Origin of the sequence: Thermoflavifilum thermophilum (assembly GCF_900116565.1) — a bacterium.
Taxonomy (GTDB): Bacteria; Bacteroidota; Bacteroidia; order Chitinophagales; family Chitinophagaceae; genus Thermoflavifilum; species Thermoflavifilum thermophilum.
Map to the genome: position 1 here is coordinate 1,187,839 of NZ_FPCJ01000001.1, position 17,100 is coordinate 1,204,938.

Genomic DNA, 17,100 nt, shown 5'->3' on the forward strand with positions numbered 1-17,100 from the left:
AGGTTCATCATGGGTTTGAAGCACGGGATCCATTTGCAAGCGATTGCTCAAATGCACACCAGGGACAATCATTGTGCCCACAGCAGGGAAACTCGAATGCCTGAATCTTCTGCCAGGTATCTTCAATGAGTTGCTCAACCAGTTGAATATCACCCTGCGTAACTTGAATGGAATGAGATTGAAATTGATCGTCTTTATCGGGTTCTACAAAATCAAACACAACCGTATTGACCGATGAGTGGCCATTTTCCTGCAACAACATGACATACATTACCGCCTGAATCCAATAATCAAAATCGTCTTTTTTCTTTTTCCCTTGTTGGTTATCAAAAGGCTTAAGCTTATTGCTTGCATTATCTGGTTTGCCGGTCTTGTAATCTACCACCTGGGTTGTTCCATTGCATATTTCGATTTTATCCAGCCGCCCCTTGATGGGCACTTCGTTGATAATGGCCTGAAAATCTTTTTCCGTTTCTTTTACGTTCCCCCAGTTGCTGAAAACCTGATTCAGATAATTTTTCAGTACCTGATTACCATGTTGCAAATGACGCTGAAAATCTTGGGGCCTGAAATGATGCCGGTTTAGATGCATGAACCACTGAAAATCGGCCTGCACCCTTTCGATGTTGACTCCATTTCCCTGAGCATGATAATTGGCTAATTGTTTGAGTGCATGATGGATGGCCTGTCCATAGACGCTGTGCATTTGTTCTGCCTGGGGTACCTGGAGCAGCGATTCATAGAAAAAACTCCTGGGACAATAGAGATATTTGTTTAATGCGGTAGGATTGAGTTTGAAATTGCGTACCAAATCCTGAAGAAAAGTTTGGCTGTATCGTTGTTGCATGGCCTGGATCTGGTTGCCCTGCAATCTGTTTACCTGAAAAACAATGGCACTGTTTTGCTGGCTGTATGCCTCTGGCTGAGGGTTTACAATAGGCCGTCCGGGTATCAGGATTTCATCGAGAAACTTTGATTTCTGCCATTCATTACCCTGATTATCCTTTTCGGCATAGCTTATCTGCACATATTTTCTTGCGCGTGTAAGCGCTACATAAAACAACCTGCGTTCATCTTCTTCTTTCAGATGAGACTGCGCATAACTGCTCATCTGAATTTTTAAAGCTGGAGGCAAACTAAACCCTATATTTCTTCCCCTCTTTTTTTCCCAGTTGTTTTCCACACATCCACCTATAAACACATAATCAAATTCCAGACCCTTGGTGCCATGGGCGGTAAGCAACTGCACACAATGCTCATCGCCTATCCGGCTTTCATAAGGAATGGTTAATTTGTATTTTTCCATTTTGCGGATAATCTGTATCCATCCCTCAAGCGTCAGATCGGGATTACGCTGATTCTCTGCCTGAAGAAATTCAAACAGGGTTTTCATAAGATGAATCCGGAAACCGCTGTCAGGAGCCTGGGAAGCCATTTTCAGCACCTGGCTTTCATTCAGTACTCGACAGAAAAAGTTTTGCAAAGGTTCATTGTACACACCCTTGATCCATGCTTCGAGCAGATCGGTTACAGATTTCAGCTGTTGGATTTCTATGGGTGTAAATAACTGATTTCCTTGTTTTTGCAAATCCTGCAAATACAACCGGAATGATTGCTGACCACCAAATGCCTGCCTGATAAAATCCATGTGCACGCGGGCAATAAGCTCAGTGGGTAAATCAAACCATTGAAAATGCAACAATGTAAACAAATGATGATCACCGCTACCCGGCCTCGCGGCTTCCAGTGCAACCCACTCCAGCATCAGAAGAATCTGTTGGATAAAATGATTCTTCAGTAGGTTTTCTTTTCTGACAAGCTGAAAGGGAATTTTTTTGTTTTGCAGATAAACGGCCATCTCATCCAGCTGTTTGTTTTCCCGGAATACGACAGCGATTTCAGAAGGAGCAACCACGCCTTGCTGGATGAGTTTTTCAATTTCCTCTGCAATGCCCATCATTTCATCAGATGGGTTTGGGTAAGATTTTATGATTATAGACATGGCTACAATGAATTAAACATGAGCAAAAAGTTGTTTGGATAATTGAAATCGTTCTTGTAAGTATTGAACCAGCCTATTCTGGTTATTTGCAATCAACTGATTGGCTACATCCAGAATATCCTGTGTGGAACGATAATTTTCTTCCAACACCACCACCTTTAAACCACTACCCGAAAAGCGATCGGCAAACGACTTCATGTTGCCAATACTGGCCCCCTGAAAGCGATAAATGGCCTGATCATCATCACCCACCACCATGACATTGGGTTGATCATAATCGGTAAGCAACTTTAGTAATTCGTTCTGTGCACCATTGGTATCCTGATATTCATCCACCAGAATAAACTGATAACGTTCCCAGTAATCACTCAGCAATCCCTGATGATTTTGAAACAAATCAATTACCCAATTGATCATATCTTCATAATCATACCGCTTTTTTTCCTTAAGCAGTTTGTTATATTGTTCAATTACATCCAATGCAGCTTTCGTGCGGGTAAATCTTTCCTCGAGCTCCCCGATTTTATCCCATTTCAGATCCCCTTTTTTACCATTTCTAGTATCCCTCTTATAAACAAATTCATCTACCTTCCCAGATTTTATTTCTTCCAAGTAATCATCTATTTCTTTTTGCACCATATCTTTTGTCCATCCTTCCTGCTTCATGATCCGGTTCAGCGAAATCAAGCTATCAACATCTACAAACTGATCGCCTTTCCCCCGATACAAGGGATGATCTGATGCAAGCCTGCTTATGATTTCTTCCATCCATTCATATTTTTCCAGCTCAGAGATGGGCTGCCATTCCACCATATTAAAATATTCCGGATGATCCTGGATAACCTCGTTGCAGAAGGCATGGAAGGTATAAATGCCAATTTTACGCGCATCCTTGCCAATGAATGATTCCAGGCGTTTGCGCATGGCATCCACACCGGCATTGGTGAAAGTGAGGCACAGGATGTTTTCCGGCCCAAAATCGGTTGTCTCTAAAATCCGGCCAATGCGCACAGCCAGCAATTGCGTTTTCCCGGTACCCGGTCCGGCAATGACCATCAGTGGGCCGTATATATGATCTACTGCCTCTTTTTGTCTGGCATTTAAACGCTGATAGGCTTGTTGGTAGGCAGTGCTGATTTGTGTTTTCGGGTTCATGTTGTATTTTTTATGACCTGTCAAAGCTAAGATTTAATCACGCATCCTATCTGCGCAATCAACCTTTTGATGAAAATTTCGTTTTAATTGAATAAAATCCCGATGAAAGTATATGTTTTGCAACGTATCCAGCGGATACCGGCCGAGCTCGACACGGTTTGGCAATTTTTTGCAGATCCGGGCAATTTACCTCTCATCACGCCGCCCTATATGCGTTTTCGCATCCTGAGCCCGGCAAAGCCAGAACGCATGTATGCCGGACAAATCATTACCTATCATGTACGGCCATTGCTGGGCATTCCCCTGTTCTGGATGACCGAAATCACCCATGTGGCAGAAAAACAATATTTCATCGATGAACAACGCATGGGACCTTATGCTTTCTGGCATCATCAACACCATTTCCGGGAAATACCCGGCGGTGTGGAAATGACTGACATCGTGCATTACCGCTTGCCCCTGGGCTTGATCGGACGAATGGCCCATGCGTGGCACATACGCCAACAATTGCAGGAAATCTTTGATTACCGCTTTCAACGGGTGGAAGAAAGATTTGGAAAATTCACAGAGAGAAATTTGTAAAAAAATAAAATGTAATTTTACGATATCCCCCTGTCGTGAGTATTTATTCACCTTAAATCATGGAATTATGAAAACATTAATTCTTATCTTCAGTTGTTTAACATTGATGGGTAATCTTACATATGCAATTACCTCCCCCCGACACATTCAAGCCCGGTCGTAGTACATAATGTAACTCAACCCCTTTCTTCGTTAAAACCAAGCACGGCAATTGGGTTATTTTTCAATTTCATTGATGACGTTTTTCTTCATTTCTTCATAAAAATAACGAGATGAAAAAAAGAATATCATTGTTTGCCTTTACGATCTGTACTGTTATAGGATATGCACAAACAAACTACACATGTGTGTACGTTCCTTTACATAAAAAAGGAAATTTGCTCAATGATAGTGTATCTTTTAAATCTGCTAATGGAGAAATCTACCAGTGCGTGCTTCAGGGAAATGCGAAACATTCCGTATTCTATGTTGTACAGAATACCCTCCATGCAGGCCAGGACACAGCCATCCATTTGATGCAAGATGCTGAATCAGACAGTGCCGATGCACATCATGTGCATATGACCATGCATGTAGAACTTCCCCTCTCTTATGATGATACCACAGTATATGTGGTTAAAGATTTTATCGGAAAAAGGATTTTATTTAAATACACAAATGAGTTTCCCCGGATTGTTATGAGCAACCTTTATGCAGATACCTTATATCCAATGGAATGGAAAACAGACAATCACGAGATTCGAAACTTTGGAAATCTAATGTGCTTTAAAGCCACAACTGTTTACAAAAATCAACGCATTGAAGCCTGGTACTGCCCGGATATTCCCATATCCGACGGACCCTGGAAGCTGGGTGGATTACCTGGATTGATTGTATCTTGTAAAATTGGTGACAATGATGGTTTTACATTAAGCTCGTTTCATACAAGTCAATCCACATCATTATTTACAGATCATATACAATCCATTTTACGTAAATCATACCCGGGTTATCAGGAATTCAGGAAATTCATTGATAAGGAAGTTCATCAATTCATTCAAAAAGCCAGGGTAGTGTTTTCAAACAAAAAGCAAAACTGCGTGCAATGTGCAACACAAAGTATGCAGGAATTGTATGTAACCATTCCTTATGAAGGCATATCTTATCATGCAAACCTTTGATTGATTAAATGCCCGGTGCAGCTATGAAAAAATTAGATCCAGGATGACAACCTTAAACCAAATCAAGTTCCGATTCACGATATAGTCATTAAAATCGATTAATTGTTTTCTCGCCTCCCGTTTTTTTTAAAGAACATAATCAAACCCAGCAACTATGAAAACCATCATTTTTTTCTTCTTCAGTTTCTTAATGTTCATTACGGGAATATATGCCCAGCAGGCTTATCTGTTTGTATATGTACCATACCAAGAAAGCGGAAAAATAATGGATGATAGCATAAGCTTTTTATCGGAAGAAGGAATCCTTACCCAAAATCTTTTAATTACGAATGGTACATATTCCTGTTTCTATTATTTTTATGATAATTCCATCAAGTATAAACAGGACTCGGCTAAACCCATCGATCTTACTCCGGTGATCGTGAAGGAATACGATAGCGCCGGTCAACACTACGGACAAATGAAGCTTACGCATCCTGCACTTGTTAAGCAAGTAGACACCAGTTGTGTCGTATATAAAAACTTACGCGAACAGAAGCTATACTTCGAATATTCTTCAAGAATTGCTTATGGAGCGATTAAAAAATTTTTTAGCGATACCCTTTTCCCGATGAAGTGGACACTTATTCCCGAAGAGAAAAAATTTGGCAATTTGCTTTGCAAAAAAGCTACCACATTTTTCCGGAATAGAGAAATCACCGTTTGGTATTGCCCGGATATTCCCATATCCGATGGCCCGTGGAAATTAGGCGGACTACCGGGCCCGATTGTGTGCTGGGAACAACCCGCTGATAAAGCTTTGCTTTTGCAAAGCATGCATGTGGTGCCTGACTTCCCTGAAAACTTAGTGAGCCAGTGGCATGAACTGAACTCCACGCATATACCCTATTACCCATCTTACCGGAGAATGCTGGATGAAACAGCCAAAAAAACTAAACTATTGTGGCAACAGGAAAAAAGCAATTGTGTAAGCTGCCAGAACACAAACTCTGCTAAGCTCACACAAACGCTAACATTCTATAACCCATACGAAGGAATCAAATATGTATTTGATTTGTAAGTCCCGCACAGCCAAAATGCGATAAGCCCATAAGCCGAAATCCCGGATCGTGAAACGTTGTGTGCACACCTATTTTGTATATGTTTTTTTGCTTGGATGGATGATGGTATATGCCTTTCCGGCTCTTGCCCAGGAAAGTCTTTCTTATCGTATTTATGGCGTGATCGAAGCCCACAATCAACCGGCTGTTCGTGCCAGCCTGATCCTGCAGTTTAAGCATGCCCGACAAATGTTTTTTGCGATCACCGACAGCACAGGTAAGTTTGGCTTCACCGGTACATTGCCTGCACCCGATACTGCCCTTTGCATCGCCAGGCTCCTGGGTTATGCCGCAGATACGAGTCAGATCATCATCAACCAAAGCGGCTCTTACCTCGTGAACTTCAACCTCAGGCCCAAACCTTACCCATTGCCCGAAGTAGTTATTCAGCTTCCAGCTGAAAACCTCGATACCCTCCGCTTCGATATCCGAACCTACCTGGGCCAACGCGATTTTTACATCACCGATCTCATCAATCGTATTCCGGGACTGAGCACGGATGCTAGCGGGAAGATTTATTACAACAACAAACCCATCAAAGCTTTGCTCATCAATGGCGATCCGTTTCTTGGGGATGCCTATCAGCAACTCACCCCCAATATCCGGGCTACTACCTTCGACACCGTGGAACTGATCAAGGACTATCATCCCAACCGGTTGGAAAAAGGTCTTTCACTTTCACAGGATGTGGCGGTAAACCTGGTTACCCATCGGCCATTCAGCGGGTCGGCCAGCATCACCGGCGGCACCAGCCTGTTCAACAAATATGAAGCGGAGCTGAACGCTTTCGCGCTCTACAAACCCATCAAATGGTTTACCTATGGCAAGATAAACAATGCCGGAGTGCATTACGAGGCTTTTGACAATACATCCCAAACGGCCAACCCTATGGCTCCCCAGCAGCTTGAACCCCAATGGCTCATCAAGCCCATACCGGCGGGCCAACCCGACGTGCCCTATCCCCGCTATGCTTATGATAACCGCGACCAACTGGCCGGTAGCCAGCTGAGCCTGCAACTCACGCCAGCCCATGAACTGACCATCCATTACACGGCAGGGAAACAAAGCCAATGGATAGCCCAACGCGATAGCAGCTTTTTTATCGTGCCGGGCCAGCAAAGCTGGGCATTGACCAATCAGCGCCAGTTTAAGGCTGCGCAAACCCTTCAGGATCTTTCCCTGCAGTGGACTTACGACCCAAAGAAACACTACATTGCCACCTATGCCTGGAACCTGCACCATAGCCAGCCCCGGCATGAAGCTGTGCAGCTCACTTCCGGATACCTGCACGATACGCTGACGGAATGGATAACAGATAAACAACACCTATGGAGTGCACGCACCACCCAACAGCTGCGCCTGGGCAAACATCTGTTGGAAGCCGATCTGGCTTATGTGGAGACACAATTACCCGAACAACAGCTGCTGCACACCTCACGCCTAGGCAAAATCTTAGACACCAGCGGGAAGACAACCGACTACCTGCAGCTCCTGCAAAGCCATTTCCACAGCACCTTTCTGCAATTTGGCTGGACACACGGCAACACCAGGCACAGCTATCAGGCAAAAGCATTTTATCAGTCCGATGCCCTTCAGCAGGCTCATCAAATTCAAGCCGAGCTGCCGCCAGACAGCTCTTTTGTGCAAAATACCTATCCTGTCAACCTGCAGGAAGCCGGAGGCTCTTTTGTATTCCAGCGCAACTGGAACCTGTTTACCCAACTGAAAATAGGTGCAAGCCTGTCCAGTGCCCGCAGCCGCTATGCGGATCAGCTGCAAAGCTTCACGTTGAAACAATTTTCGCTGACTTATCAATGGTCGCGCCCCTCAGGAAGAAGATCAAAGAATCTGTATGTGGATCAAATCACGCTTTCCCTTTCACACCGGGAGCACTTGCTATCCGCAGATATGCTTTTTCCGCCCATCCTTTTATCGGCTGGATACCAGATCAAGCAACCAGCCGACCGAATGTATCGCACAGCCGACAACCAGGGCACGACCTATTTTTCCATCAAGATGAAGAAGCCTGATATCTCCTTCGGCCCAAGTTTTTCTGTTTCCTACACGCCACAACCCGTGATCTGGTCTTTCTTTGAAAATCCGGCCTATAGCTTCACCCAACCCCATCAGGGGAAAAATAGCAGGCGCTACCTGCTGTCCGGCAATTTCGCTAAGCCTTTGATCGCAATCAACTCCAAATGCTTTTACACCTTGCAATATACCGTGCAGGACCAGCCCTACCTGCTCAATGACGTCAACTATCGCCAGCAGCTGCGTGTGTTCAGCCACACTTTCACTTATCAGTGGAGTCCGCTACTCTGGTTTCTGATGGAGGCTTCCTACACCCAGCAGCAGCTGCATACACAATTGCGCGCCACAAGGCAGGCCGCATCCTTTGCCCAGCAAAGCACCATCCAGAAAGCTTATCTGAAAACCTCTGTGGATGTAACCAGTCTTTTGAAAGGCAATATCGTATACAATTACATCCACACGGCCTTCTTGCCTGCTTTTCACACGCTTGACCTGTTTGTGGAATATCGGCCGTGGAAAAACATCACCGTTTCGCTCTACGGGCATAACCTGCTCAATCATGCCACCCTGGCCTACCAAACCTTGGATGCCAACAGCGGTCAATGGACCTACTATGCGCTGGTAAGCCGGTATTTGTTGTTTTCGGTGAAATGGGGGTTATGAGCGAGGAGTTGATGCAATGGCTGCAGATGGAACAGGTTCGGGATCCGTCCACATGCCGTTTTCTTTGATGAGCTGGATGAGCTCATCCACAGCGGTTTCGGCTGGCACATTGCGTTTTACGATTTCTTTGCCTTTGTAAAGCGTAATTTTTCCGGGTCCGCTGCCCACATAGCCAAAATCGGCATCGGCCATTTCTCCCGGGCCATTTACAATGCAGCCCATGACCGCAATCTTAACTCCTTTCAAATGATGCGTAGCTGCGCGGATGCGAGCTGTGGTTTCCTGCAGGTCGAACAACGTACGGCCACAGGAAGGGCAGGAAATATATTCGGTTTTGCTGATGCGGGTGCGCGAGGCTTGCAGAATAGAAAAAGCCGTATTGTTTAAAAACTGGGCGTGGCTGTGCACTTCCAGATAGGTGCGCCCGCTCACGCGCAGGTTCTTGACCAAGTCGGGATGATTTTTCAGCCAGATGCCATCGCCCATGCCATCGAGCAACAGGGCTCCGGCTTCCACGGCAAACTGAATGAGCTGCTCGTCGATAGAGGCATGAAAACTTTCCACGCAGAGGATAACCGGCGTGGTTATGCCTCGCAGCATGAGGTCGTTGATTTTTTGTCGCACGGCAGGCATAGCGTGCCGGTTTTGGGAATAGATGCACAGCACGGTGGTATCATCCAGCGTCTGCAGCAGCTGTTCCCATTCTTCGTCGGTGGTGTTGAGGGTATCCAGGGCGATGAAATTCAGATAGGGCGAGGGCTCGTCGAGCCTTTGCAGCCAGGTAGTCCAGGTGAACAGCGGAAAATAGCGCCGCGGATCGGGCACATGGGCATACACCTGCGCATCACAAATCACCTGCAAGGTGCCTGGCAGTTCAAACGGCACATATCGTCCCGAGGTGTAAATAAAATCGGCTGCTGTGTCGCTCACATGCCATTTGTCGGTCGTGGAATCGTAGCGATAGCCAATGTCGGCGAGCTTTTCATGGGTTAAAGGTTCTTCGCTCAGATCGGCTATCACCACCGGCACCTGTTTGCCTCCTATGCGGCCTGTTGGCTGGGTGTTCCGGCGTTGATATTGAAAAGGTGAATAAGCCAGTCGTTCGATGGGCGGAATGGGCTTATGGTTTTCCCTATGGGTATATCGTTTCACCAAATCCCGGCAAACGGGTATTTCATACTCCGGCTCTTCGGTGAGGGAAACCCGGATGGTGTCGCCAATGCCATCTTCCAGCAAGGTACCGATGCCCATAGCGCTTTTGATGCGGCCATCTTCCCCATCACCGGCTTCGGTAACGCCCAGGTGCAGCGGATAACATTCGCCAAATTCTTCCATCATGGTTTTCACTAACAGCCGGTAGGCCTGCACCATCACCTGGGGGTTGCTGGCTTTCATGCTCAGCACGATCTGATGATAGTTTTCCTCACGGGCGATGCGCAAGAATTCCATGGCACTTTCCACCATGCCCATAGGCGTATCCCCATAGCGGCTCATGATACGGTCGCTGAGCGAGCCGTGATTGGTACCAATGCGCATGGCCGTGCCATATTCCTTACAGATGCGAATTAGCGGCACGAAGCGTTCGCGAATACGTTCCAATTCAGCCTGGTATTCGGCATCGGTGTATTCTTTGAACTGAAATTTCTTTTTGTCCACATAGTTGCCGGGGTTGATACGCACTTTTTCTACGATGCGGGCGGCCACTTCCGCGGCGTTTGGCGTAAAATGGATATCAGCCACCAGGGGCGTATGATAGCCGCGCTCACGCAGGGCTTTTTTGATGTGCAACAGGTTTTCCGCCTCCTTGATGCTGGGCGCCGTGATGCGCACCAGCTCAGCTCCGGCTTCTATGCAGCGGATGCATTGCGCTACCGTGGCTTCCGTATCCAGGGTATCGGTGGTGGTCATCGTCTGGATGCGAATAGGATGGAAATTGCCCAGCAGCAGGTCTCCTATTTTTACTTCGCGTGTAGGCAAACGTTGATATCGCGTAAGCGACTCTGTATAATACTGCATGCAAAAGGAATTAAAAGACCTCACAAAAACACCTACAAATCTAACAAATCCAATGGGGATGGGGTTGAGTGCTTAGCAAATTTTACCAATCTTTCCCACCGGGAACCACTTGCTGTTTTTGGTTTTCGTTTTGTTTCTCGCGGATCTTTTGTTCCTGCTGGGCCAGGGCTTTCAGCAGCTGATCGGCCTGCTGCGGGGTGAGCTGATTGGGATTTTGCCGCTGGTTTTGTTGATTTTGTTGGTTTTGTTGATTTTGTTGTTGCTGATTTTGCTGGTTTTTGTTTTGCTGTTGCTGGTTTTGGCTTCCACCGGCGGATTGTTGCTGCTGTTGTTTTTTCAGCATTTCCTGGGCATAGGCCAGGTTATAGCGGGCTTCGTTATCGGCCGGATTGAGCTTCAGTGCTTGTTTATAGGTTTGAATGCTTTGCTGCCAGTTTTTTTCACTCATAAAAGTATTGCCCACATTGTACCAGGCATCTGCTTTCTCCTGCGGGGATCCGGCCAGTTCCAGGCTATGCTGGTATTGCTGGCGGGCTTCCTCATAACGTTTTTGCTGATACATGGCATTGCCCAGGTTAAACCAGGCGGGGGGAAGGTTTTGCTGTTTTTGCAATGCTTTTTTGTAATCGGCTTCGGCATCGGCATAATCACCCTTCTGATAGGCTTTGTTGCCTTTCCGAACGAGCTGGTGAGCCGACTGTGCGGCGGCTGAGGCAGCAATCCACATGATCAGCATCAGGCAGACACCCGTTTTACCCATAGTCCTTTTGATTTTTCAGGGATGAACAGTTCCAGCACGATCAATGCCAAAGCGATGGCCAGGAAATATTGAAAATAACTGTTGTAATCGGTGTACATGTTTTCCTGATAGGTTTTCTGTCCCATCTGGTTAATGCTGTTTTCCAGGCGGCGGGCTACATCGCTCACCTGATCCAGGTATTGGAAGGAGCCATGTCCTTCGGCAGCAATTTGTTTGAGCTCAGTTTCATTTAACCGGGAAATCACGATCTGTCCGTTTTCATCGCGTTTGTAATCGCCGGTTTGCGGATCCCGAATCGGGGCTCCGGCGGGCGTGCCCACACCCACGGTATAGATAACAATACCTTCCTGATAAGCTTTTCTGGCCTGTTCAACGGCACCTTCACCGAAATCTTCCCCGTCGGTAATCAGGATAATGGCTTTATGGGTTTTTTCCTGGGTGTTAAAAGCCTGACGGCACATTTCAATTGCATCGGCGATCTGGGTTCCAGGTGTGGGTACCATATCGGGGGTGATGCTGTTCAGGTACATGTGAGCCGCCGCATGATCGAGTGTGAGCGGCATCTGCAAATAAGCCTGCCCGGCAAACACCACCAGCCCAAGACGGTCTCCGGGCAATTGATCAAACAACCTGCTTAGCAACTGAACAGCCCGCTGCAGCCGGCTGGGCTGCACATCCTGGGCGAGCATGCTTTTGCTTACATCCAGTGCTACCATCACATCCACACCTTTGGTTTCCACCTTTTCCATGTGCGTGCTCATCTGCAGATTGGCTGCACCTGTGATCACCAGCACCAGGGCCAGAAGCAAAAGCAAAAATTTCCAGCGGAACAGGGCTGGCCGGTAATCGGTAAATAACTGCTGTACCAGCCGGGCCTCTCCCCATTTGCGGATGGCTTGATGTTTCCACCAAAGCACATACACAAATACCAGAACCGCTGGAATGAGCAGCAAGAGCCACTGAAAATATTCAGGATGCTGAAACCGAAGCATGCTCAGGAATTCATCACGCAGGCAAATATAGTTTTTACCGGAGCCTGGTGGAAAGATAAAGGCTGATATTTTGAAAAAAATTAACGCCTCGAAATGCATTTTTTTCGTCATTCCGAGCACCAGCGAGGCCTGCCTGCCGGCAGGCAGGAATCTGCCGAATCGTATGCACGCTGTTCAGGAGATCCCTCACTTCGTTCGGGATGGGGACGGGTGGAAGTAAGCGTCATTCCGATCCGCCGATGGGCGGAGAGGCCTGCCTGCCGGCAGGCAGGAATCCCATAGGCCTACAGACAGCAAGGCTTCTATTCAGATAAAAAGGTTCGAGCTAAAGGCCTGGCAAGCTATCTTTGCCCGAAAAACAAGGATTATGGACTATGCCACACGGAAAAAATTAGTTGAACTTCGCTATACCATCAATGACCGGCTGCGTATCAACGAATTCATCTTCAGCAAAATTTTTATTCTCTGGGCTGTGATTGGGTTTCTGGGCGGGATTATGGCAGGTTTTTACTGGATTATCCTGGATGCCTTCACCCACTTGTTGGCAGGTTTTACTGGAGCCTGGGTGATTGCCTGCATGACAGGCGCCGGATTGATAGCGGGCCTGATCATTTACCTGCTGCGTGATCCTGGAGAAATTGATCTGATTGTGAACAATATTCGTTTCCGCGGTGGAAGGCTTGACACACGCAACAATCCGGCTATGATTCTGTCTTCACTGGTGTGTATTGCTTCGGGAGGAAGCCTGGGACCTGAAACGCCCATGATTCAGGTTACTGGATCTACCGGAACCTGGCTGGCTAAACGACTGCATTTCCGCAATGAAGATATCCGTTCCATGACCATTGCCGGCGTAGCTGCTGGATTCACAGCCTTGTTTGGTGCACCTCTGGGTAGCAGCCTCTTTGCACTGGAAATCCTTCACCACAAGCATGTAACGGAATATTATCAGGCATTGATTCCTGCTATTGTGGCCAGTTGCACAAGCTATATTGTTTTCGTAATCATTACCCATATCGGCATAGGTCCCAGCTGGCAATTTCCAGCTTCGTATCAGGTACATGTGAATGATGCTATTTATGCTATCGGATTTGGAGCCATTGCAGCTGCTATAGGTTGGGCTTTTATTTTTTTGGTACGTACCGGAAAAAGAGTTTTTAAAAAACTACCGTTCCCGATTTTCATCAAAACAGCCATGGGTGGGCTATTGTTGGGTATTATGGCCTATGAATTGCCTATCACTCGCTATTTCAGCCATTATCAAATTCCGGAACTGTTTAGCCAACATTTTACCCTGCAGCTGCTGGTAGCGATTCTGATTGTTAAACTCATGGCCATTACTGTAACCGTCACCTCCGGATGGCGGGGTGGTTTTATTATTCCGCTATTTTTCACCGGAGCTACGCTGGGATTGATCATTGCTCATTTCTTCCCTTATTCGCAACCTGCCCTGATCATGGTGTGTTGTATGGCTGCCCTTAATGCCTGCGTAACCCGCACGCCGGTAAGCTCAACCATTTTGGTGGCTAGCATGACGGGTGTGCATTTGTTGATTCCCATTCTGTTTGCCAGCCTCACTGGCTTTTTCCTGGCTCCCAAAACACCGCTGATTAACGCCCAGCTGCGCAAACGGGAAAAGCATGAAGAGTGAAAGGATTCTTTTATACGCACACCGGTAAATACGGAGGCAAGCTCTGTGGAATCGGCGAATTCAGGCCCTTTCCCGTCATTCCGAGCACCAGCGAGGCCTGCCTGCCGGCAGGCAGGAATCTGCCGAATCGTATGCACGCTGTTCAGGAGATCCCTCACTTCGTTCGGGATGGGGACGGGTGGGTAAGCCGGCAGGCCCGGGGTGAGGACGGAAAAGGATTGGCGTCAGCGAGGGATTGCATGTTGTCCAGTAGGCTCAATCCTGCAGCTGAGGTCTGAGCCAGTAGGTAACTTCATCCAAAGACATCTGCTTGCGACGGGCGTAATCTTCTACCTGATCTTGCAGGATTTTCCCCACTCCAAAATATTTGCTTTCCGGATGGGAAAAATACCAGCCGCACACACTGGCCGCCGGATACATGGCCAATGATTCGGTCAGTTGAATACCCGTGGCTTTCGAGGCATTTAACAAGTGAAACAGCTTGCGTTTTTCGGTATGATCAGGGCAGGCGGGATAGCCAGGTGCAGGGCGGATGCCCACATATTCTTCGCGGATCAGTTGCTCGTTGGTCAGCTGCTCATCGGGCTGATAGCCCCAGAACTCTTTTCGCACGCGCTCGTGCATGCGTTCGGCAAAAGCCTCTGCCAGCCGGTCGGCCAATGCCTTCAGCATGATGATATGATAATCATCGTGGTCGGCTTCGAAATGGCGGATCCATTTTTCGATGCCAATCCCGGCCGTCACGGCAAACGCCCCTATATAGTCCGTTTCACCGGGAGCAAGCATGGATTGAGGTTTGATGAAGTCGGCCAGGCACAAATTAGGCTGGTCGGCCGCTTTTTTAATCTGCTGGCGAAGAAAACACAATCGAACCTGTCCATCGGGGGTCTCCACCATCACGTCGTCATCATCCACCGCATAAGCCGGGAAAAGGCCTATCACAGCCCGTGCGGTAAGCCATTTTTCCCTGACGATTTGCTGCAGCAGGGCCTGTGCATCTTCATAGAGCCGGCGGGCCGACTCACCCACCTTCGGATCATCGAGGATTTGCGGAAATTTACCGTGCAGCTCCCAGGCAATGAAAAACGGCTGCCAGTCAATATAATGCGACAATTCTTCCAGGTCATACTCAGCGAAAACTTGCACTCCGAGCTGCCGGGGCACGGGTGGGTGATATTCGCTCCATTCGATGCGCTGTTTGTTTGCCCGGGCCTCCTGCAGGGATATGTAAGGTTTGACGGATTTTTTGCTTTCGAAATTCATGCGAAGCTGCCCATATTCTTCCCGGATGCTTTTCAGGAAATCTTCTCTGGAAGCGGGGTTTAGCAGGCTACTCACCACCTGTACGCATTTGGATGCATCCTGCACATGCACCACACCGCCGGAATATGCCGGTGCAATCTTCACGGCCGTGTGCATGCGGGAGGTGGTGGCCCCACCTATCAGCAACGGAATCCTGAATCCCTGTCGTTCCATTTCCTGTGCCACGTGCACCATTTCATCCAGGCTGGGCGTGATCAGGCCGCTCAGTCCGATGGCATCGGCCTGAACTTCACGGGCCGTTTGCAGAATTTTTTCAGCCGGCACCATCACCCCTAAATCCAGGATTTCATATCCATTGCAGCCCAGCACTACCCCCACAATATTTTTCCCGATATCGTGCACATCGCCTTTCACGGTGGCCATGACTATTTTTCCTGTGCCCTGTTGCCTGTCTTGCTGCTTGCCATCCAGCTGGAGCTGCGCTTTTTCGGCTTCCATATAGGGCAACAGCACGGCCACGGCTTTTTTCATCACCCGGGCGCTTTTCACGACCTGCGGCAGAAACATTTTACCACTGCCAAACAAATCGCCCACGATATTCATCCCATCCATCAAAGGCCCTTCAATCACATTCAGCGGGCGGGGATATTGCAAACGGGCTTCTTCCACATCCTGCTCAATATAATCGGTGATCCCATTCACCAGGGCATGGATGAGGCGCTCCTGCACGGTGCCTTTGCGCCAGCTTTCGTCTTTCAGCACCTGTTTGCCTTTAGCCTTTACCTGCTCGGCATATTCCATCAGGCGCTCGGTGGCATCGGGTCGGCGATCCAGGATTACATCTTCCACCCGTTCACGCAGCTCGGCAGGTATTTCATCATACACCGGGATCGCCCCGGCATTGACGATGCCCATATCCAGTCCTGCCCGGATGGCATGATACAGAAATACCGCATGCATAGCTTCGCGCACCACATCGTTGCCCCGGAAGGAAAACGACACATTGCTGATGCCGCCACTCACCTTGCACAGGGGCATCAGTTGCTTGATTTGCCGGGTGGCTTCGATGAAATCCACCGCATAATGATTATGTTCCTCGATGCCGGTAGCCACGGCAAACACATTGGGATCGAAGATGATATCCTGGGGCGCATAATCCAGCTTTTCGGTAAGCAGCCGGTAGGCTCGCTGGCAGATCGCGACGCGGCGCTCGAGGGTATCGGCCTGGCCTTGTTCATCGAAGGCCATGACCACCACCGCCGCACCAAAATCCTGACAGATGCGAGCCTGTTCGAGGAATTTTTCTTCTCCTTCCTTCAGGGAAATGGAATTCACAATGCATTTGCCCTGCACACACTTCAAGCCAGCCAGAATCACACTAAACCGGCTGCTGTCGATCATGATGGGAATACGGGCAATATCAGGCTCTGCAGCCAGCAACTGCAGAAAGGTGGTCATGGCCTTTTCACTATCCAGGAGGGCATCGTCCATATTCACGTCGAGGATCTGGGCGCCGTTTTCCACTTGCTGGCGGGCTACGGAAAGCGCTTCTTCGTATTTCCCTTCACGGATAAGCCGGGCAAATTTTTTGGAACCGGTAACATTGGTTCGCTCGCCGATGTTGATGAAATTGGTTTCGGGCCGCACCACCAGCGGCTCCAGTCCGGATAATCGCAAATATGGGTGAATAATCTGACGTTTGTTCATGTACAAAACGGTTAACTG

General features: G+C 48.0%; 12 protein-coding genes. 6 read left to right on the forward strand and 6 right to left on the reverse strand.

All coding sequences use genetic code 11. The features are described 5' to 3' along the window. Positions 1–7 precede the first annotated feature (7 nt). Together BM367_RS05125 and BM367_RS05130 are read right to left on the reverse strand one after the other, a co-directional pair. Positions 8–2,002 carry a UrvD/REP family ATP-dependent DNA helicase gene (locus BM367_RS05125; RefSeq protein WP_092458614.1) on the reverse strand — a complete coding sequence of 665 codons (1,995 nt, stop codon included), beginning with the start codon at positions 2,000–2,002 and terminating at the stop codon, positions 8–10. Positions 2,003–2,014: 12 nt separating this feature from the next. Beyond that, a complete protein-coding gene (locus BM367_RS05130; RefSeq protein ID WP_092458616.1) occupies positions 2,015–3,157 on the reverse strand; it encodes an ATP-dependent helicase in 1,143 nt (380 codons plus the stop codon). A gap of 102 nt (positions 3,158–3,259) precedes the next feature. On the opposite strand from BM367_RS05130, the gene BM367_RS05135 reads away from it, so the two are divergent. The 4 genes from BM367_RS05135 (at position 3,260) to BM367_RS05150 (ending at position 8,693) form a co-directional block, all read left to right on the forward strand. After that, positions 3,260–3,739: an SRPBCC family protein gene (locus BM367_RS05135; RefSeq protein ID WP_092458618.1), complete on the forward strand. Its 480-nt coding sequence runs from the start codon at positions 3,260–3,262 to the stop codon at positions 3,737–3,739. A 272-nt stretch (positions 3,740–4,011) separates the two neighbouring features. Further along, entirely contained in the window at positions 4,012–4,899 is an 888-nt protein-coding gene (locus BM367_RS05140) for a GLPGLI family protein (protein WP_092458620.1), read from the forward strand. A 154-nt stretch (positions 4,900–5,053) separates the two neighbouring features. Continuing rightward, positions 5,054–5,959, forward strand: a complete 906-nt coding sequence (locus BM367_RS05145) for a GLPGLI family protein (RefSeq protein ID WP_092458622.1) — start codon at positions 5,054–5,056, stop codon at positions 5,957–5,959. A 49-nt stretch (positions 5,960–6,008) separates the two neighbouring features. Then, positions 6,009–8,693 (forward strand): peptidase associated/transthyretin-like domain-containing protein, encoded by a 2,685-nt coding sequence (locus BM367_RS05150; RefSeq protein WP_143103956.1) that lies wholly within the window; start codon positions 6,009–6,011, stop codon positions 8,691–8,693. Here the strand turns inward: BM367_RS05150 and ispG are convergent. From ispG to BM367_RS05165, 3 genes are all read right to left on the reverse strand, one after another. Continuing rightward, positions 8,688–10,709: a (E)-4-hydroxy-3-methylbut-2-enyl-diphosphate synthase gene (gene ispG, locus BM367_RS05155; RefSeq protein ID WP_092458626.1), complete on the reverse strand. Its 2,022-nt coding sequence runs from the start codon at positions 10,707–10,709 to the stop codon at positions 8,688–8,690. The genes BM367_RS05150 and ispG overlap by 6 nt on opposite strands. An 82-nt stretch (positions 10,710–10,791) precedes the next feature. Beyond that, positions 10,792–11,469 carry a tetratricopeptide repeat protein gene (locus BM367_RS05160; RefSeq protein ID WP_092458628.1) on the reverse strand — a complete coding sequence of 226 codons (678 nt, stop codon included), beginning with the start codon at positions 11,467–11,469 and terminating at the stop codon, positions 10,792–10,794. Beyond that, complete coding sequence (locus BM367_RS05165; protein ID WP_092458630.1) at positions 11,445–12,461, reverse strand: VWA domain-containing protein; 1,017 nt, start codon at positions 12,459–12,461, stop codon at positions 11,445–11,447. Before BM367_RS05165 ends, BM367_RS05160 begins: the two co-directional genes overlap by 25 nt. Positions 12,462–12,554: 93 nt before the next feature. Here BM367_RS05165 and BM367_RS05170 point away from each other — a divergent pair, with 93 nt between their 5' ends. Together BM367_RS05170 and BM367_RS05175 are read left to right on the forward strand one after the other, a co-directional pair. Further along, positions 12,555–12,743, forward strand: a complete 189-nt coding sequence (locus BM367_RS05170) for a hypothetical protein (protein WP_092458631.1) — start codon at positions 12,555–12,557, stop codon at positions 12,741–12,743. Positions 12,744–12,828: 85 nt separating this feature from the next. Then, positions 12,829–14,112, forward strand: a complete 1,284-nt coding sequence (locus tag BM367_RS05175) for a chloride channel protein (RefSeq protein WP_092458633.1) — start codon at positions 12,829–12,831, stop codon at positions 14,110–14,112. Between the two features lie 255 nt (positions 14,113–14,367). Here the strand turns inward: BM367_RS05175 and metH are convergent, their stop codons facing one another. Then, positions 14,368–17,082, reverse strand: coding sequence for a methionine synthase (metH, locus tag BM367_RS05180; RefSeq protein WP_245759901.1), 2,715 nt, complete (start codon positions 17,080–17,082; stop codon positions 14,368–14,370). Between the last annotated feature and the right edge of the window lie 18 nt (positions 17,083–17,100).